This is a genomic window from Exiguobacterium sp. s146, from assembly GCF_018618415.1.
GTDB lineage: Bacteria > Bacillota > Bacilli > Exiguobacteriales > Exiguobacteriaceae > Exiguobacterium.
This window is the reverse complement of sequence record NZ_JACSMA010000001.1, coordinates 1150805-1169445: the sequence shown is the minus strand read 5'-3', so window position 1 is coordinate 1169445 and position 18641 is coordinate 1150805. Positions and strand designations below refer to the sequence as shown.

The 18641-nt window shown below is 54.9% G+C and carries 22 protein-coding genes and 2 riboswitches; of the genes, 10 read left to right on the top strand and 12 right to left on the bottom strand.

Going from position 1 to position 18641, the window contains the following annotated elements; genetic code table 11:
* Positions 1–98: 98 nt before the first annotated feature.
* Positions 99–506 carry a hypothetical protein gene (locus tag KNP83_RS06060; protein WP_214761427.1) on the bottom strand — a complete coding sequence of 136 codons (408 nt, stop codon included), beginning with the start codon at positions 504–506 and terminating at the stop codon, positions 99–101.
* 170 nt (positions 507–676) lie between these two features.
* On the opposite strand from KNP83_RS06060, the gene KNP83_RS06055 reads away from it, so the two are divergent.
* The 5 genes from KNP83_RS06055 (at position 677) to KNP83_RS06035 (ending at position 5357) form a co-directional block, all read left to right on the top strand.
* On the top strand, positions 677–1567 hold the full coding sequence (locus tag KNP83_RS06055) for a hypothetical protein (RefSeq protein ID WP_214761425.1): 891 nt from the start codon (positions 677–679) through the stop codon (positions 1565–1567).
* A 63-nt stretch (positions 1568–1630) separates the two neighbouring features.
* Complete coding sequence (locus KNP83_RS06050; protein ID WP_214761423.1) at positions 1631–2296, top strand: response regulator transcription factor; 666 nt, start codon at positions 1631–1633, stop codon at positions 2294–2296.
* Positions 2293–3639 carry a sensor histidine kinase gene (locus KNP83_RS06045; RefSeq protein WP_214761421.1) on the top strand — a complete coding sequence of 449 codons (1347 nt, stop codon included), beginning with the start codon at positions 2293–2295 and terminating at the stop codon, positions 3637–3639. Before KNP83_RS06050 ends, KNP83_RS06045 begins: the two co-directional genes overlap by 4 nt.
* Positions 3640–3705: 66 nt before the next feature.
* Positions 3706–4713 carry an ABC transporter permease gene (locus KNP83_RS06040; protein WP_214761419.1) on the top strand — a complete coding sequence of 336 codons (1008 nt, stop codon included), beginning with the start codon at positions 3706–3708 and terminating at the stop codon, positions 4711–4713.
* Complete coding sequence (locus KNP83_RS06035) at positions 4710–5357, top strand: ABC transporter ATP-binding protein (protein ID WP_214761417.1); 648 nt, start codon at positions 4710–4712, stop codon at positions 5355–5357. Before KNP83_RS06040 ends, KNP83_RS06035 begins: the two co-directional genes overlap by 4 nt.
* Before the next feature lie 51 nt (positions 5358–5408).
* Here the strand turns inward: KNP83_RS06035 and KNP83_RS06030 are convergent, their stop codons facing one another.
* On the bottom strand, positions 5409–5834 hold the full coding sequence (locus tag KNP83_RS06030; protein ID WP_214761415.1) for a hypothetical protein: 426 nt from the start codon (positions 5832–5834) through the stop codon (positions 5409–5411).
* A gap of 183 nt (positions 5835–6017) precedes the next feature.
* Here KNP83_RS06030 and KNP83_RS06025 point away from each other — a divergent pair, with 183 nt between their 5' ends.
* Positions 6018–6917: an alpha/beta hydrolase gene (locus tag KNP83_RS06025; protein WP_214761413.1), complete on the top strand. Its 900-nt coding sequence runs from the start codon at positions 6018–6020 to the stop codon at positions 6915–6917.
* Here the strand turns inward: KNP83_RS06025 and KNP83_RS06020 are convergent.
* Positions 6874–7572: a CPBP family intramembrane glutamic endopeptidase gene (locus KNP83_RS06020; protein WP_214761411.1), complete on the bottom strand. Its 699-nt coding sequence runs from the start codon at positions 7570–7572 to the stop codon at positions 6874–6876. The genes KNP83_RS06025 and KNP83_RS06020 overlap by 44 nt on opposite strands.
* A 78-nt stretch (positions 7573–7650) precedes the next feature.
* On the opposite strand from KNP83_RS06020, the gene KNP83_RS06015 reads away from it, so the two are divergent.
* Together KNP83_RS06015 and KNP83_RS06010 are read left to right on the top strand one after the other, a co-directional pair.
* Positions 7651–8343 carry a lytic transglycosylase domain-containing protein gene (locus KNP83_RS06015; RefSeq protein WP_251139197.1) on the top strand — a complete coding sequence of 231 codons (693 nt, stop codon included), beginning with the start codon at positions 7651–7653 and terminating at the stop codon, positions 8341–8343.
* Between the two features lie 34 nt (positions 8344–8377).
* The gene (locus KNP83_RS06010) at positions 8378–8965 is read left to right on the top strand and encodes a DUF1643 domain-containing protein (RefSeq protein WP_058763756.1); all 588 of its coding nucleotides are present in this window, start codon (positions 8378–8380) and stop codon (positions 8963–8965) included.
* A 12-nt stretch (positions 8966–8977) separates the two neighbouring features.
* On the opposite strand, the gene KNP83_RS06005 is transcribed toward KNP83_RS06010, so the two are convergent.
* The 9 genes from KNP83_RS06005 to KNP83_RS05965 all read right to left on the bottom strand — a co-directional run bounded on the left by KNP83_RS06005 (position 8978) and on the right by KNP83_RS05965 (position 17583).
* Positions 8978–9715 (bottom strand): energy-coupling factor transporter transmembrane component T family protein, encoded by a 738-nt coding sequence (locus KNP83_RS06005; protein WP_251139196.1) that lies wholly within the window; start codon positions 9713–9715, stop codon positions 8978–8980.
* Positions 9715–11043 carry an ABC transporter ATP-binding protein gene (locus tag KNP83_RS06000; RefSeq protein WP_214761409.1) on the bottom strand — a complete coding sequence of 443 codons (1329 nt, stop codon included), beginning with the start codon at positions 11041–11043 and terminating at the stop codon, positions 9715–9717. The genes KNP83_RS06005 and KNP83_RS06000 overlap by 1 nt, the downstream gene beginning before the upstream one ends.
* On the bottom strand, positions 11036–11611 hold the full coding sequence (locus KNP83_RS05995; protein ID WP_214761407.1) for an ECF transporter S component: 576 nt from the start codon (positions 11609–11611) through the stop codon (positions 11036–11038). The genes KNP83_RS06000 and KNP83_RS05995 overlap by 8 nt, the downstream gene beginning before the upstream one ends.
* Positions 11604–12197: a Ykof family thiamine-binding protein gene (locus tag KNP83_RS05990; protein ID WP_214761405.1), complete on the bottom strand. Its 594-nt coding sequence runs from the start codon at positions 12195–12197 to the stop codon at positions 11604–11606. Before KNP83_RS05990 ends, KNP83_RS05995 begins: the two co-directional genes overlap by 8 nt.
* A gap of 81 nt (positions 12198–12278) precedes the next feature.
* Positions 12279–12379: riboswitch (TPP riboswitch) on the bottom strand.
* Between the two features lie 61 nt (positions 12380–12440).
* Entirely contained in the window at positions 12441–13634 is a 1194-nt protein-coding gene (locus KNP83_RS05985) for a GTP-binding protein (RefSeq protein WP_214761403.1), read from the bottom strand.
* 103 nt (positions 13635–13737) lie between these two features.
* Positions 13738–14001, bottom strand: a complete 264-nt coding sequence (locus KNP83_RS05980; protein ID WP_214752910.1) for a hypothetical protein — start codon at positions 13999–14001, stop codon at positions 13738–13740.
* A 12-nt stretch (positions 14002–14013) separates the two neighbouring features.
* Positions 14014–14895, bottom strand: coding sequence for an SMP-30/gluconolactonase/LRE family protein (locus tag KNP83_RS05975; protein WP_214761400.1), 882 nt, complete (start codon positions 14893–14895; stop codon positions 14014–14016).
* Positions 14896–15048: 153 nt separating this feature from the next.
* Positions 15049–16110, bottom strand: coding sequence for a dual-specificity RNA methyltransferase RlmN (rlmN, locus tag KNP83_RS05970; protein ID WP_214761398.1), 1062 nt, complete (start codon positions 16108–16110; stop codon positions 15049–15051).
* 69 nt (positions 16111–16179) lie between these two features.
* Positions 16180–17583 (bottom strand): amidase family protein, encoded by a 1404-nt coding sequence (locus KNP83_RS05965; RefSeq protein WP_214761396.1) that lies wholly within the window; start codon positions 17581–17583, stop codon positions 16180–16182.
* Positions 17584–17694: 111 nt separating this feature from the next.
* Here KNP83_RS05965 and KNP83_RS05960 point away from each other — a divergent pair, with 111 nt between their 5' ends.
* Positions 17695–17856 (top strand): hypothetical protein, encoded by a 162-nt coding sequence (locus tag KNP83_RS05960; RefSeq protein WP_214761394.1) that lies wholly within the window; start codon positions 17695–17697, stop codon positions 17854–17856.
* Between the two features lie 44 nt (positions 17857–17900).
* Positions 17901–18001, top strand: a riboswitch (SAM riboswitch).
* Between the two features lie 64 nt (positions 18002–18065).
* On the top strand, positions 18066–18590 hold the full coding sequence (gene msrA, locus KNP83_RS05955; protein WP_214761392.1) for a peptide-methionine (S)-S-oxide reductase MsrA: 525 nt from the start codon (positions 18066–18068) through the stop codon (positions 18588–18590).
* The last annotated feature ends 51 nt before the right edge of the window (positions 18591–18641 follow it).

The following is an 18641-nucleotide window of genomic DNA, read 5'->3' as shown; positions in this document are numbered from 1 at the left end:
CGCTCCAATCCACACTTCCTAAGATGTCCCCATTATCTCAAATTACGGAATCAATTTCCCTTTTTATCGAAAAATAGATTGTGACATTTTTTCGACGCTTACCAATAGTTCGGTTCGTCGGGCTCATCCATCTCATAATCGACGATCTTTCCGATGGTCAAATACGTATAATAACGCGCCAGTTCCGTCCGATATGGATCGGGTGTGAACCCGTTGAGGTCCTCACCGAGTGGAGAGCCGTCAATCGTCTCGAACTGTTGACAGAAAAACGATTCCGTCTCTTTGTCCCAGACGATATTATCGCCGATATATCCACTACCGAACCGAATATAGTCGATGATGGAAGGGACGATCACCTCGGCCGGGAGTCGCTCACTCATCCGGCCGACCAATTCATAGCGGTCTCGGTCGACATAGTCGGCCTGATCAAGGGACGTACATTTCAATACTTCCTTGTTGATTTCAATCAACACGACATAATCCCCCGGATCGATCGATAGCTTCATCTCATCACCTCATCTCAACATCCGCATAACTCTATCTTATTTCAAGTATTCGCAATCAATCCACGAAATCCTGTATGCCTGTAAAATTTTCCATCTGGTCGATTCATACAACATGACGAAATTTGTTTTTGGTATACTAAATCATATGACTGCAAGAAAGGAAGTGCACCATGGCCAAACGTCCTTTGACCCCTCGCGAGAGCGAGTTGATTGCCACCGCCCTGTTCGTCGTCGGGCACGTCCCGTATGTCGGACATATCGACAGGCTCGAATCAATCACGCTCCGAGATATCGCCGACGATTATTTGAGCGGCAAAAATTCCGTCAGCGATGCCGTCGAGGCGCTCGATCAATACATCTTCGTCCGCCGACATCGTTTCAAGAACGTCACACCGAACAATCTGTGGACACTTGACGACAAGACCGAGCAAGAGGCGCTCCGTTACATCGTCCGACGCCCGGAACTGAAAAAGGGCGAGACGCTCAACAAACAGAACCAGCCGTTCACGGTCGGTCAGGACATCGAGTTCAAAGTCGATAAACAACTCGACCGCGGCCAGTTCCGCATTTATATCGGGAAATTGAACGGCTACACGGTCAAAGCCCAGTCGAAAGACAAAGACAGACTGAAGACGGTCAAAGGATGGATCACCCACCTCGACCGCAAAGACCGCCTCGTCTTCGTCAATATCTCCGAATTCGGGCGTGAGCCGATCGAGTCGGACGCGAAAACCCGACTCGAGGCGATGAGTGCCGGATTGCTCGGCTGGTTCGCCACGGCCACGTTACCTTCCGAGGATGAAGCGATGACGGCCAAACAAATGATCGCCACGCTACAACGTCGGGACCAACCGTATTGGTTTACGTTGACCGTCGCGATGAACCATCCGAAGCCCGAGCACGTCAAGCGCTGGGGGACGGTCGTCAACCTGCTCGTGAAAGCGAGCGCCGGCGATGCGGCCGCGCTCGAGACGCTCGAGGCTCAGGAAGACAAGTATTTCAAGGACGCCTTCTTACGGGCGCTCCGGTCGTTACACAAAGAACTGACCAAAGCGACATAACGTCCAGGTGACCTGACACGGGTCACCTGTTTTCGATATCCTTCACAAGAAAGGAAGAGAGACATGCACGTACTGATTGTAGAGGACGATTTGGCCATCCTGCATCTGATTGAGACGACGCTACAGCGGGCTGGCCACACCGTCACGACGGCGACAGACGGGACCGTCGCCGAACGACTGTTTGAAGAACGACCCGCCGATGCGGCCGTCATCGATATCCTGTTGCCGGGCCAAGACGGGCGGACGCTCTGTTCGCGGCTGAAACGGATGACGGATGTCCCGGTCATCCTGTTGACCGCCCTCGGGGAATGGGAAGAGAAACGGAGCGGTTTCGAGCACGGGGCCGACGATTATATGACGAAACCGTTCATTCCGGAAGAACTGCTGTTCCGGCTCCAAGCCGTCGCGAAACGTTATGCCAAGAATGCGGCCACGGTCGTCACCGCCGGACCGCTCAAACTCGACTTGCGCGACTATCGGCTCGAGCTGCATGAGGAGACGATTCACTTGCCGAAAAAAGAGTTCGAGCTGCTCTATCAGTTGGCCGCATTTCCAGGTCGCGTGTTCACCCGCGATGAATTGATCGAGCAAGTGTGGGGACTCGAGTTTGAAGGGGACGACCGAACGATCGACGTCCACATCAAGCGCTTGCGGGGTCGTCTCCGCGACGAAGGTCACATGATTCGGACGGTACGAGGCGTCGGCTATACGTTTGAGGTGACGCCATGAAGACGCTCTATACGCGAATCGTCTTGACCGTGTTCATGATTTTACTGTTGTCGGGCGCCCTCGCCCTGCTCGTCAGCAACGTCGCCTACTACATGTGGTGGCAACCGTCCTATAGCGATAAGACCGAACAGACGGCCGAGGCTGCGCAAACATACTTCGCGACTCATACCGACGGTGAGACGTCCACGTTTTATACGTTGCTCGCGCAGACCGGGTATCAGTTGCTCGTCGTCCGACCGGACGATACGATTGAACGCTATGGTGGAACGTTCCGGGACGAGGGGCTCGATGCCGACGTCATCGCCTCTGTCAGGGCCGGCGAGACGTATGACGGGATGCACACCTATCCGTTCCATTTGTTTTGGCTCGGACTGTTCGACAACGAGGCAGTCAACACGTACGGGTTTAGCATCGATGGGAACGACGCCGTCTTCATCCGTCCCGACCTGAGTGCCCAAATCCGCGAGCTGCATTTATTCGTCGGCTTGTTTTTCGCGTTGTTGACCGGACTCGCGTTCATCTTGATCGCCTTGTCGACGAGTCAACTCGTCCGCCCGCTACGGACGTTGACCGCAGCTACCGATTCGGTCGCGTCCGGCGGCCGACCGCGTGACCTGCCGATTGAGCGCAACGATGAAATCGGCACGCTCTCCCGCCGCTTCAACGATATGGTCGATTCGCTTGAAAAATCGGAAGGCGAGCGCAGACGTTTCGTCTCGAGCGTCTCCCATGAGTTTCAGACCCCGCTCACGTCCATCAAAGGCTACGCCTCGGAACTCGTCGAAACGACCGACGGTGCCACGAAGGCGCATGCCGCCATCATACGCGATGAGGCGTCGCGTCTGTCCGAGCTGACGAGACAGTTACTGCTCCTCGCCCGACTCGATGAGGCCAACGTGTCGTTAACGACACCGGTCGATGTACGTGCCTCCATCGAGGATGTCATCCGCCGGCACACGTTCCAACTCGACGAGAAAGGGATTGCTGTCGCCACGGACCTCGATTCGACGCTCGTCGTGACCGGCGACCCGCTCTTGCTGGCCCAAGTGTGGTCCAATTTGCTGACGAACGCGATTCACGCTTCGGCAGAAGGAGACCTCATTACCATCAAGGCGTATCAAGCCGAACGACCGACCGTCTCGATTCAGGACGTCGGCGTCGGGATGGATGAGGCGACGCAGGCTCGGCTGTTCGAGCGGTTCTATAAAGGGGACGCCTCCCGGTCCGGACGGGGCACCGGGCTCGGGCTCGCCATCGCCCGAGATATCGTCCACCTGCACGGCGGCACGTTGACCGTCGAATCCCGGCTCGGAACAGGTACCATCTTTTACGTCACTTTGTAATCTTGTTCATCTTCCGTTCATCTCGGTCAGTTATGCTTCCTTCATCGCTATGAAGGAGGCTTTTTTATGAATTTAGGATTGAAAGAGATGTGGCGGCAAAAACGAAAATTTTCGCTCATCTTCGTAATCACGTTGCTGATCGTCTTATTGTCGACATTGATCACCGGACTTGCGGACGGCCTGGCCTACGATAATGGGGCCACCTTGCGTGAACTCGATGTCGAGATGTTTCAACTGGCCGATGATGCGGACGGGCAATTGACCCGCTCGTTCATCGAACGACCGACGCCCGAAACGCTCACCCCGCTCGGCGTCAAATCGATGACGCTCGTCCATGGGACGACAAAACAGGACGCTACGCTGTTCACACTGCCGAAAGATTCCACGATTGGACCCGAGCTTGACCTCGCCGTCGGGGACGTACTCGTCGACTCGAGCTTTCTCGGTGACGTCGAGATTGGGGACACGGTCCGGGACTTCGCGTCTGGGTATGCCTTCAACATCGTCGGGACGACGGACGGGCGCTATAGCCACGCCCCGGTCGTCTGGGGAACAGAAGAGACGTGGGAAGCGTTACAGACGGCCAGCGGTCAGCCCACCTACGTCTCGGCCTGGCTCGGGGAAGCTGACACCTCACTCGTGGTGATGACGAAACAGGACGTCGTCGAGGCCGTTCCCGGGTATACGGCGGAACAAGGCACGTTCACGATGATGCGCGGTTTCCTGCTGTTCATCGGTGCATTCATCTTGACCGCTTTCTTTTATATGTTGACGCTCCAAAAGCTCCCGGAACTCGGGATACTGAAAGCAATCGGCATTCGTCCCCGGGTGATTGGCACGGCACTCGTCATCCAGGTCATGGCCACCGTGCTCGCGGCGAGTCTGTTTGCCACGTTGCTGACAGGCTTCACCGAAGCGTTCGTCCCGGACGCCATCCCGTTCCGGTTCGACTTAGGTAACGTGCTCGCATATGGTGCAATCATGACCGTCCTCTCACTCATCGGGACGCTGTTGCCGCTTTGGAAATTGCGCCGGCTTGACGCCGCCGACGCGCTAGGAGGAATCGGACAATGAAACTGACGAATATTTGCCATACGTATGACGGACAGCCGATTTTGCGTGGCATCGAATTACAGATCGAGCCTGGGGAATGTATCGGCATCATCGGACCGAGCGGGAGCGGAAAGAGTACGTTGCTCCAAATTCTTGGTTTGTTGAAACGACCTGACGTCGGGCACATCGAGCTCGAGGGACGGGAGTTGCTCGCCGCGGGCGAAGAAGAACGGCGCTTGCTCCGATTGAATGAAATCGGCTTCGTGTTTCAGCAGGCCCACCTCGTCCCGTATTTGACGGTTCGGGAACAACTCGAGCTCGTCCAGGCCGAAAGCGAATCTAAACAGGACCCGCTCCACCTGCTCGACGTCCTCGGTCTGAGTCATCGGCTCAATCAACTGCCGAAGCACTTGTCGGGTGGCGAACGCCAGCGCGTCGCCGTCGCCCGTGCCCTCATCAATCGCCCACGGCTCCTGTTGGCCGATGAACCGACGGCGAGCCTTGATTTCGAGAACGGTCGTCGCGTGATGGAATTGCTCGTCACCGAGGCACATCGACACGGACGGCGCGTCCTCGTCATTACCCACGATGAACGCATGCTCGACGTCTGTGACCGGGTGCTGTTGCTCCAGGACGGGCGACTCCAACCATCGCCCCGTCATTAAAAAAGGGAAGACCGCGTCCGTCGCGGCCTTCCCTTTTTGTCGTTCACAGAATCACATGATAGGCACGCGAGCCGGCAGCTCGACCCACTCGCCCGATAGATGTCCTAAATGATGTGTCAGCCAGGCGTTGAAGTCGATGACGAGCGTCAGTCGACCCGCTTCATCGATGCCCGCCGAGACGACACGAATCAATCGTTCTTCAATATGCTGCGAGACGAGCGTGATGCGGGCGAGCGCGAGTACCGACCGGACAATCTCGTCCGCTGACACGTCAATCGAAGCGGCGAGATCCGGGACCGACAGTTCGATCGTCTGTCCCGGCCGACATATATAGCGGTCAATCAACACGTCCAAGATGATTGCGTGCTGTCGCTCCCCGTGCGTCGGGGCGCGATAAAACGTCACCCCTTCCACCGTATAATCCGTCTGTCCCGCCAAACATGCCTGTAAAAACTGATACATCGCCTGTCGCTCCATCGGTCCGCATCCTCCCAGTTGGTGACTGTCCGCACTCATCATATGCGGCATCTCTGTTCGGCACAATCTGGGTTGTCACACATAAGCCTTGGCGTTCCGTCACACAAAGCACGCCCCGTCCCACATGGTGCGTGAATTGAAAACGCGTTTTCGGGTACAATAATGTGGAAAGGAGCGGTTCAGATGCAGAAAAGATGGAAGGTTGGACTCGCAACATTATTCACTGGCTATTATGCCATCAGCTACTATGCGTTCAAGCGCATGACACGAGGGAAACGGAAGACGCCCGAGATGCTGTTGGCCCCCTATACGAAGGAAGATCAATCCTTTTATCACGACGTGCCGTTCGAGCACGTCTCGCTCCGCTCTCAAGACGGATATCGACTCTATGGGCGTGTCTACCGTAACGAAGGGTCGACGAAGTGGATCGTGTTCGTGCACGGTTATACGGCGTCACACAGCTTCATGGCCCCGCATTTGGCGATGTTCCATCGCCTCGGTTACAATCTGCTCGCCGTCGATTTACGGTCCCACGGTGAATCAGAGGGCGTGTACGCGTCGTACGGCTATCATGAGAAACATGACATCGTCGATTGGGTCGATTGGTTGCGGGCCAACGAGTCCGTCTCCGAGGTTGGCCTGCATGGCGTATCGATGGGCGCCGCCTCGATTTTGCAAGCCGGACCTTTGACCGATGTCGACTTTTTGATCGCTGAGTGCCCGTTCGATGACATGAGACAACTCATGCGTCATCAGTTGAACGTCCTGCACCGACTGCCTGGCGATTTGTTGTTGCCTGGAATCAATTACTTCCTTTGGACGCGGGCCGGATTCCGGATGCACCAAGTCCGCCCGAAACGAGCGCTCGCGGCGATCGATGCGCCGGTCTTGTTCATCCATGGGACCGAGGACGATTTCGTGCCGACATGGATGTCCGTCGAGATGAATGCGCTCAACCGCCAAAATGAGCTCGCCCTCATTCATGGCGCGGAACATACGAACTGTATCTTGAAAGACCAGCCCGCCTATGAGGCGGCTGTCAGTCAGTTTTTGAATCGGCGACATGAATCGGTCCCGCGATAAGGTCGAGCAAGGCATGAACGATCATCACCGGCCATAGGATGCCCATCGCCAAGTATAAATAGCCAAGTCCCCACCCGACGAGACCGGTCACAAGGATACCCCGGACACCTTGGTAGGCGTGGGCTAGACCGAACAACGCCCCGCCAATCAAGGCGAGCATCGGGGACGAGACGTCCCACCACAGGGACACCGTGTAGAGCAGCACGCCACGGAAAATGAACTCCTCGGTCACACCGGCCGTCCAGGATACGGCACCCCACGCTCGCGCCTCCTGGTTCGTATGTGGCAATAACAGCTTCTCAATCTCGAGCTCATAATAAGGCCGTAACCGATGCCGTAAACCCGGTGACGTTTTCACGAGCAGATAGCATGCAATCAAGACAGAGATGAGCACGCTCGTCAGAAAGAAGAACTGCCAGGCACGCAAATCCCCCTCGACCGGGGCGAAACCGAGCCCTACCGCTTCAGGCGGGACGCGGAACAAAAAGATGAGGGCGAGCAACAGCAAACAGAGCCCCCACGCCGACTTGACGGTCTGATCGTACACGCGGCCTCGCCCGAGCGTCTCAATCATCGGTTTCATCAACCGGGCGTTGAACAATTGGACAATCAATAAGTACACGAGAATGATGGTAAAGACGGCCTGTTCGAGCATGAATATCCACTCCTGTCCTTCCTGTTAGCTATATGCTACACTATTCGGGTATTGTCTAGAAAGCTAGGAGGCGGAATCTTGAAACGATTGATTTTGCGACTGACCGGTCTCATGCTTGTGATCGTGCTGTGCCTCGGCGCAATCGGCTGGTTTGGTCAACATGATAAAGTGAACAACGCCCTTTACCGGGCCTACTACGGAGATCATGGCATCCCGGCCGTCCATCGCGACGTGTATGAGGAGGCGGCAGCGACCTATGACGTCGATTGGCGACTCCTCGCCGCGGTGCATCGTGTCGAGACGATTTTCTCTCATAGCTCATCGATGCGTTCATCGGTCGGGGCGATTGGTCCGTTCCAATTCATGCCGCGGACGTGGCTCGGTTGGCAGTACGACACCGACGACCAAAAAGGAGACGTGCCCGAGGACGAGATCGATTTGACAGACCTCGCCCTCATCGAACAGTATGGCGGTCTCGGACGTGACGGTAACAACGACGGCCAAGCCGACCCGCACAGTCTCGTCGATTCGGCCCATGCAGCCGCCTATTATTTGAGCGAGCACGGTGGGACGACGGCAGATTCGACCGATTCGATTCGGAACGCCATCTTCGAGTACAACCGAAGCGAGCAGTATGTCAACGATGTGATGTCGTTTTATGAGTCATATCAAACCGACGTGTCTTATTTACCGGATGACAAGGCGTCGGCGACGCAGCAAGTCGCCCGCTATACGATCCGCTATTTGGAATGGTTCGCTGGCTGGGTCTGACCTGGCACTATTTGAGCAAAAGTGAGGAAATATTATGAACACCCATATCGAGGAAGTGACGATTCGCGTCAAGTCCGTCTTCAATGAAGATAAGACGAAACGATATATGCGAACGTACGAGTTCACCGATGTCGTCGATGGCGTCATCTGTGCCGTCATCATCTATTCGCCCCGGATGAGCGATGCCTTCTTGTCCGGCACGACCACGCAGCGGGCCTATATGCTCATGCGGAACCATCTCGCACAACCGATCCGTGAGATGCGCGTCATCAGTCTCGTCCCGACGCTCGCCATCAATGACAACCTGCCATACGTCGAGTCACAGCTCGACGAGGTCAACTTTCATTACGTGGAGGAAACGCTCGATGAAGTCGAGGCGAGCGGCGGGATGGCAATCGTCGGCTGGGGCTCGCCAGGTCGCTTGATGCACCACGCCACTCCGTATAAGGCGCTGTTCGCCGACCACGAGGCTCATATGTTCTGTATCGGCACGACGTCAAAAGGCGAGCCGCAACAGATTCGTATGGCCAACGAGAACACCGTGCTCGAGGCGTTCAATAACGAATCGGTCAAACCGAAGTTTAGAATCGTGAAAGAAACGAAACAAGACGACTCCGAGTGAGTCGTCTTGTTTTTATTTTATGCCAAGCCACGCGCTAACTCCGAACAATAGAAGTAAGAGCGACGCCATCAGAAAGTCACTCCGCGTGACGGGGACCACTTCATAGGTAGCTCGAGGCTCCCCCGTGAACCCGCGCGCCTCCATCGAGAAAGCGATTCGTTCCGCTTGACGAATCGCGCCCGCAAGAAGTGGAATGATTAACTTCGGGGCATGTCGTATGTGATCGAGTCGCGTCTCTAACCGTATGCCTCGTAAAGCATGCGTCTCATACAATTGCATCAGTTCATGTTTTAAAATCGGGAAGAAACGAAAACCGACGAAGACACTGTAAGCGATTTTGGGCGACAACTTCCCTTGTTGCATCAAGCTGTAGATGAACCGTTTGGGGTCCGTCGTCAGTGTGAACAGGAGTGACACCGCCGTGAATGCTAACACCCGTAAGGCGAGTGTCGCTGCCAGCATCACATTCTCGGCAGTGACATCGTTGCCTAACAACGTGAAGAGAATTTCCCCGCCCGTCTCCTTTCCAAAGACGAGTGTCGTCCATAACGTCCCGAGCGCGGTGAATAAAAAGGGAATCATGAACAGCCCCCACCGCCTCCAGCTAATGGAAGAAAACAGCGACTGAAGGATTAGTATGCCAATGAATACGGTGAGTGGGGTCCATGGGTTATAGATAAAGGCGAGGCCGAACATGAGCAACGTGACGGTCAGAAATTTAATGGTCGGGTTCATCTCATGGAACGTCATCACGATTCCTCCAGCAATAAGCCGTGAGATTGTAGTAATTCTGTCTCATCCCAAAGTGAGTCATCATATGGTCCGCTCAAGTTCCCACCACGCATCAAATAGAAGGTGTTCGCAATTCGGGCGAAACTAAGATCATGCGTCACAAACAAAACCGTCTGGCCGGCGCGAGTTCGTTCAGCCATTAACTCATAGAGCGCACGAAGCGATTCCTCATCTTGTCCGGCAGTCGGCTCATCAAACGCGATGAGCTGTTTACCCGAGAGCATCATCACGCCGATGGCGAGCCTTCGTTTTTGACCGTGGCTCAGCGAAAGCGGGTGGTCATCCCGCAACGACCCAAGCCCGAGCCGTTCCATGATGTCCTCGATTGGTCGGTTATGATTATATGCGAGTTCACGTGTCACATCATTCGTGATAAACAGATGTGCCGGAGATTGTGGGACGAGTCCGACTTCACGATGATGGCGAGCGAGACTTCTCAGCCAAGTCGACTTCCCACTTCCGTTTCGACCGAGGACGGCAATGAGGTCACCCTCGCCGATGCTTACCTCGCTCGTTGCTAGTTTAAATGTATTTCGTTCCAATTGCGGTACGTGAAATAACATTTCTTTGCCTCGTTTGACCATAATCGGCGAGAAGGTATAGTCCGGGCGAGCAACGAACGGTCCGTCATAGCTGACGCGCCCGTTCACGAGCCCCACCTCTCTGTCGAAAAACCCACCCCAAATGAATGGTCGATGTTCGATGACGACAACGTTTACCGTCTGCGCGACGGTGTCGAGCCAATGCACGAAACGTTTGGCCGTCTCAGGATCGAGGTGTGCGAGCGGCTCATCGAGTAAGAGCCATTCCGGTCGTCCTATCAACGCACAGGCGACGGCGATTTGTTGCTTCTCTCCTCCCGACAGATCATGGATGGTCCGGTGGCGATAGTCGGTCAAGCGCAACGTTTCTAACATCGCAACCACTTTAGGCATCATCTCCTCCCTGGGCACGCCAAAGTTTTCGAGCGTAAAAATCAATTCTTCCTCCACCGTCTGCATGACGAACTGACTATCTGGATCTTGAAACACTGTCCCGACACGACGGTTTACCTCACCTGCTTCATACACATCATAAGAACGATTAAACAAGTGCAGTTTGCCCGTCACAATCCCATCACAGTTATCTGGATACAGACGATTCATCAACGAGAACAATGTCGATTTCCCTGATCCGCTCGCCCCGGTGATGAGCGTCCTTCCAGCCGTCAATTGAAGCGTGATGTCCGTCAATACCTCGCACGGTTTGTCCGGATAGCGGAACGCCAGCTGTTCTGCCTCAACCATGCACACGTCCCTGACGAGCGACAGCATATCCTTCAAGTGCACCCGTCCGAAGCAACAAGTCACTCAAAATCTTACCGCCTACCCCGGCAATGAGCATCCCACTCGTTGCGCGCAGTGCGAACATCGTCGCCACGTACGTCGGACTGAGGGCAGCGAGCCCACCCATGACGTATGTATAGGCAAAACTTGTCACGGCCGCACCGAATCCAGCCAACATGAGTACCCATAGGTCATACCTTCTGTACCCAGTGACCGCGAACGCGGCCTCGGCCCCTAGCCCTTGAATGATTCCGACGAGAATGATACGCGGTCCAATGGCATTGCCAATCATCATTTCAATCGATGCCGCTAGCACTTCTGACAACAACGCAGCGCCAGGCTTGCGAATGATGTAAGCCGCAATAATCGAGACGATGAACCAGATGCCGAAGATCCACTCGTACGCGATCGGGCCAATCAAGCCGGCCCATAGATTTCCGACATGGACGAACGCCAAATAAACGACAGCGAACACGACCGACAATATGGCCAACAAGACGATTTCTTTTAGCTTCCACGATTTAAGCATTCGTACGTCCCTCATGTGACGGACTGTTCACACTGAACGTGACCGTCATGACAACGTGGCTCGTTTTCTCACGAACCCGATTAAATGTCGCCTCGTAAAATGCGAACACCGGCTCAATCTGGCCGTGAATTCCAGAGGCATAGTGCATCGAATCATTAAACACGCCGCGCTCCTTTGCAAACGCAATCTCCTCATAAATAATATCCATATACTGCGTGTCACCGAGCGGATAGAGTGCGAATTGTGAAGAGACGTATTGCGCACGGACTCTGCCGTTCACAGGCTCTGTCGTCACGTCGAGCAGATTGTCTCCCATTGTATCTCCTGGACAGCCGACTGAGAACGTCCCGCTCATCGAGACGTGGGTCCCCGTCTTCGTCGCATGTGACAGGACGGCTTTGGCCACATCGAACACATGCTCACTCCGTCCACGGATGACCGTCGAGACATCGTCGGTATGACGCCAAACGTTTTGCAAATCCGTCTCTTTCAATGCCCCCTTGATGACGCTCACAAAATCAGACGTCATCGGGCTCAGCGTAAAGCGGAACCCGACAATCGGGCTCGTTCCACATTGGTTGTTCATGTTCTATTCCCCCTTGTTATGTATGCACAAAAAAGCCGCATCCATGAGAATGCGGCCACTCGTCCAATTTACAAATTCATTAGAAAAAGTGCCACACTTCCTCACGCCGGTATTACCCGGATCGAGTCATAAGGGATCGGAGCCATGCTCACATCTCAGCCGAAGCACCCCTAGTGTAGTCCAATGTATGCGGTTGTCTATGCAACGAGAAGTATAGACGAACACTTCGCGTTTGTAAACGGTTTATGAGAAAGTCACGATACCATTTCCCGGAAGCGTGTCGTGCAACGTCGTCCAGTCAGAAGCCATCTCCGCATCCGTCAACAGACACGTGTCGAGCCCGGCCTCAATCGCCGCACGCTCCATCCGCTGTCCAATCAAGACGAGCTCTGTCTGGCGATCTCCGTACGGTTCGACGTAATCGGCGGCGAGCTCGGGTTCTGCCGCGAACATGAGGCGACGCTCCTCTTCCGGCAGCGTCGCAAGCCAACGTCCCGCGTGTTCGAGCGTCGAGGCGTAACCGGCCTGCGAGAAGAGGCAAGCGAGGTCGTTCCGGGACGCGATCCATAAGAAGCCCTTGGCACGGACGACCTGTTCCGGGAACGTTTCAATCCAGGCGTGGAGCCGCGCCGGATGAAACGGGCGCCGTCGACGGTAGACGAACGAGCTGATGCCGTATTCTTCTGTCTCCGGAGTATGTTCTTCTGCCTCGAGCTCTTGAATCCAGCCGGCGGCGTGCATCGCCTGCTCGAAATCGAACAGGTTGACGTCGAGCAATTCGGTCAATTCAACATTCGCGTGGACCGACGTCAACAGCTTGGCGGTTGGATTGAGCGCCTTTAACAGCCCGGCCATCTCGGCCAGTTCCGACTCGGTCACACGGTCCGCTTTGTTTAAGACGATGATGTCCGCGAATTCGATTTGATCGACGAGCAGGTCGACGACTTCGCGCACGTCCGTCTCATCAATGGCTTGTTTGCGCTCGTGGAGCGACTCGCCCGAATTGAAGTCTTTCAAGAACCTATATGCATCGACGACCGTCACCATCGCATCGATATAGACACGGTTCGTCAAGTCGATGCCGAGGGCGTCATCGACGTATGTAAACGTTTGAGCGACCGGAATCGGTTCTGAGATGCCGGATGATTCGATGATAATCCCGTCGAGATCACGGTCTTTCGTGATGTCCTGCACCGCTTCGAGCAGATCCTCACGGAGCGTGCAACAAATGCAGCCGTTCGATAACTCGACCAATTTTTCGTCCGTCCGCGAGAAACCGCCCTGCTTGATCAACCGTTCGTCAATGTTCAGCTCGCTCATGTCGTTGACGATGACCGCATATTTCTTGCCGATACGGTTGTTCAACAGATGATTCATCAACGTCGTCTTGCCGCTCCCTAAATAACCGGATAGCACCGTGATTGGAATTCGATTCATAAATACCACCCCTAAATCGTAATCATTACTTTTTAGATAATGACGGGTCGGCTTTGTCTTGTCAAGAAAAAAACACGCCCGTTTCCGGACGTGCTCGCTCCCCTTACTCTTCCAACGCCTTCCGTTCCGCCTCGGAGCGGGGATACGCGTTCGCCTGCCATTCGGCCCGATAAATCGAATCGAGTTGTGTCAGACCGACCTCATCCTCATCCTTATCGGCATCGACACTCGGGGCCTCGTCCCAGCGCGGATTTAAATATGTGTGGTCGTCTTCCCGGTTCGCATCCAATAGTTTTTGGATCCCGACCCGGGCCACTGCCGCGAGTGCCAAACCGATGCCTGCACGAACGAGCAATCGCTTTACCATCTCCTTACCTCCTTATCGTCCAAACCGATAGAGCGGCATCCCTTTCACGTCTGTATCGATTTTAAAGACCGACCCCGCGTCCGGATGGGCGTTGAGCGCCTCGTCATCCATCCCCTCACGAGCCGTCGTGATGGCGAGTTGGTTCAAATCATCACCGACGAAACAGCACGACGTGACGTTCGGGGCCGGCACGAGCACCTCGAGCACTTTTTCCCCTGTGTTCGGGTTCCAGCGCGAGACGCGGCCGCCGGCAAAGTGGGCAATCCATAAGAATCCTTCCTCATCGGATGTCATGCCGTCCGGGAACCCTTCCTCGACCGTGAAATCGATGATGGCCTCCCCTTCGCCGAGCGTCCCCGTCTTCAAGTCGAACGCGTACTTACGGACCGTCTCGGTCGGTGTATCGATATGATAGAACGTCGAATGGTCGGGTGACCATGTCAGTCCGTTCGACAATGTCAACTCGCTCAGCATGACCTCGGTCGTGCCATCGCGATTCAGGCGGTATAGCGTCGCCTGCTCATCTTCGTCCTCCAGATGCAGCGTCCCGGCGAAGATGCGTCCGTACGGGTCGGCTTTCCCGTCATTGAACCGAAGTTTTCCTTCCGGGTCGTCGAGTTCGACGATTTTATCGAGCTCTTTTGACGTCTCGTCCCACTCATAAATCCCATCTTTCAAGCCGACGACGACACCGTCCGTCACTTTCGGGACCGCAAATCCGATCTGTTGCCCCATATCGAACGACGACAGCTCATCCTCTTTCTCATCGTACCACCACAGTGTATGTCCCTCGATATCGACCCAATAGAAGCGTTTCAGTTCCGCATCCCAACACGGGCCTTCCCCAAGCGTATTTCGAACTCGAATCCACAACGCAGCGTTTACTGTCTCCATTGAATTGCCTCCACTCTCTACATTGATTTCAAGTGACTATTCCCTGAGGGGGCCATCTCTATTCAACATTTCCCAAAATAGCAACCGGGCAACTGAAAAAACGTCGGCCAAGACAAAAAAACTCCTTGAATCACGTGATTCAAGGAGTAGCTGTCATTTGGCGCCTTCGACGTTCATGTGCTTGCTGCGCAACTGGCCACAGGCCGCATCGATGTCGGTACCGTGCTCGAGGCGGACACCGGTATTGATGCCCCGTTTCTTCAAGACGTCGTAAAACGCCATGATGTCCTCGGACGTGCTCCGCTCATACTGGATATGCTCGTTGACCGGGTTGTACGGAATCAAGTTGACGTACGACTTGTCTTTAATGTCATCAATCAAGTCGGCGAGTTCCTCGGCGTGCTCCGGCAAATCGTTCACTTTCGAGAGCAAGATGTACTCGAACGTGATCCGTTTGTTCGTCTTCTCGACGTAATACCGGATGGCCGGCATGAGTTTGTCGAGCGGGAACGCTCGGTTGATTTTCATGATTTGCGTCCGGAGCGCATCGTTCGGGGCGTGAAGCGACAACGCCAAATTGATGCGCAGGTCGAGATCCGCGAACTTGTAAATCTTGTCGGCGAGCCCGCTCGTCGACACGTTGATTTTACGTGGTGCGATGGCGAGTCCGCGCTCATCTTTGACGACACGGAGGAAATCGACCAAGTTGTCAAAGTTATCAAACGGTTCCCCGATTCCCATGACGACGATATGGCTGACGCGGGCACCTTCCCCGACCTCGTCCAAATAATGTTGGACGGTCATGATTTGTTCGACGACTTCGCCGGCCGTCAAATCACGTGTCTTCTTCAAGAGACCGCTCGCGCAGAAGCTACAGCCAATGTTGCAGCCGACTTGCGTCGTCACACAGACCGAACGTCCGTATTTATGACGCATGAGCACGGTCTCGATATAGTGTCCGTCGTGCAGTTTAAGTAAAAATTTGACCGTCCCGTCGCCCGCTTCTTGTTTGACGAACAGGTCTTGTGTCGAGATGACGTATTCGGCGGCGAGCGCCTCACGCACCTCGGCCCGTACCGAGATTTCCTCGATGTGTTTGACTCGGTCGATATAGAGCGAGTCCCAGATTTGTCTCGCGTGGAAGGCGCTGTATCCCCAAGAGACGCACGCTTCCGTCAGCTGATCGAATGTCAGCCCGTATATAGATGGTTTCATTGCTATCTGTCCTTTCTTCAATCCGCATACGTACCATTGTAGCGGACGTGGACGACCGGTGCAACGTTCTTATAACGGTGGGACGGGACGTGTCACATGACACTCGAACGCATAGGCGAGACGAATCAAGTCGCGTTCAGCATAGCTCGTCCCGGTGAACGACAGACCGAACGGGGCTCCGCTCGCTTTCAAGCGATACGGGATGGTGATGGTCGGATGCCCAGCTTTCGCCGCCATGTCGTAATTGTGGTCATGCGGCAAAACGAGTGCATGGAGTCCCTGCTCGGCCAACAATCGGTCGATACCGTCCGTCTTGGCGTGATAGACGTCATCGAGTCTCCGCGTCAAATAGGCGGCCTCAATCAAGCGACCTGAGTGATGTTCCGCTTTCTCGAACGTCTTCTGTCCGTGCGGGATTGACTCTGTATGGCTGTTGTTCCAGTTGATTAAATCCGACAGCGTCTCGAACGGGAGCGTCGTCGAGGCGAGATATGCCTCAATCCCGAGCTTGAACTCATGATACAAGATATCGCCTTGGTCGAGCCCTGCTTTGGACGGCAAGTCGACGGTGACGACCTCGATGCCGCTCTGTTTCAGCAAGGCGATCGCTTCGTCGTAGAGCGCCTGCTCTTCTTCCGACAAATCGGTCTTGACGACCCCGACACGCATCCCGACCGCTTGGCGTTCATCGAGACACGTGCGATACGGCGGTCCGACCGGAAGGTGCGTCGTCGCCGGGTCTGCCGGGTCTTCCCCGACCATCGCCTCAAGGGCGAGCACCGCATCCCGGAGCGTCCGAGCCATCGGTCCGGCCGTGTCCTGCGACCGAGAGATCGGTATGATGCCACTACGGCTAACCAAACCGACGGTCGGCTTGATGCCGACGATACCGTTATGAACGCTTGGATGGATAATCGAACCGCTCGTCTCACTGCCGACGGCGAGTAACGTCAAGTTCGCCGCGACCGCTGATGCCGAACCTGAACTCGACCCGCCGACATCGAGCTTGTCGCCATATGGATTGAGCGTCTGGCCACCGACCCCGCTCCAACCGTTCGGCATCCCCTCGGTCAAAAAGTTGGCCCATTCGGACAAATTCGCTTTCCCGAGGATGATGGCCCCGCTCGCCCGCAAGCGCTCGACGAGGTGGGCATCCCGGCCTGCGAAATGATGCGCCAGGGCGACGGCACCGGCCGTCGTCTTCATCAGTCCGGCCGTCTCGACATTGTCTTTGATCAGCACCGGGATGCCGAGCAACGGTAATCGTTCGCCTCGTTGATAGGCACGATCCGCCGCTTCTGCCTCGAACAAGGCGTCCGGATTCACTTGGATGACCGCTCTCAGCTTGTCGTTCAACTGGGCGATTCGGGTCAAATAGTAGGCTGTCACGTCACGCGCCGTGAACGTCCCTTCTTTATATCCGCGATGGGCGGTCTCGATATCGAGTTCAAAATAAGTGTTTGGTTCAGTCATGTTGTTTCCTCCTTTGGTCACTCGTTCGTATTCGCTATCGTGATTGGAATTCCTGTTTTCGATCGCCAACGAATGTGTAACTTGGTACACTGAAAGAAAAGGGAGGTTACTATGAACCGTTCGTACGTGATTGTCTTGCTTGCCGTGTTCGCCCTGTTCTTCTTACAACTGTTTGCCGGCGACCAGCCGTTCGTCTGGCCAATCTCAATCGGGCTCATCGTTTTGATTATCGTTGCCACTTTGCTGCAACTCCGACGAACATCAAATCGTTGACGTCACTTCGAGACAGATGGTATGATGCTGTCACCAACTACATATCGATATCTTGAGTGAACGAGAGACCTGGCTCTATGACTTCACAGCAACCTGCTTCGGCAAGGTGCTACTTCCAGCAAGGCGTAAGCCTTGGCCGATATGACAGAGCGCTCATGTCGATGACATGGGCGCTTTTTTTTGGGAATGAGCATAAGGGGGACAACATGATGGAGAAAGCAACATTCGCAGGTGGGTGTTTTTGGTGCATGGTGACGCCGTTCGAGGAACAACCCGGCATCGAATCGATCGTATCGGGTTATACGGGAGGTCACGTCGACGACCCGACGTATGAACAAGTGAAGACAGGGACGACGGGACACTACGAGGTCGTCGAGATCACGTTCGATCCGACGCTGTTCGCATATGAGCGACTGCTCGAACTGTATTGGATTCAGACCGACCCGACCGACGACGGCGGCCAGTTCCAAGACCGAGGCAGCCAATATGCGCCGGCCATCTTCTATCATACTGAGGAGCAGCGCATCGCGGCCGAGAAGAGCCGGGACGAGCTCGCGGCGAGCGGACGCTTCAAACAGCCAATCGTCACGAAAATCTTGCCGGCTGATGTGTTCTATCCGGCCGAGGAGTACCATCAAGATTTCCATAAGAAGAATCCAAAACACTATAAGGAAGATCGCGCTATTTCAGGGCGTGATGAATTTATAGATGTAGCGTGGGCGGAAAAGGTCTAATCATTATAATTGAAAATGAAAAGACGCGGCCATATCACATTGTGGCCGCGT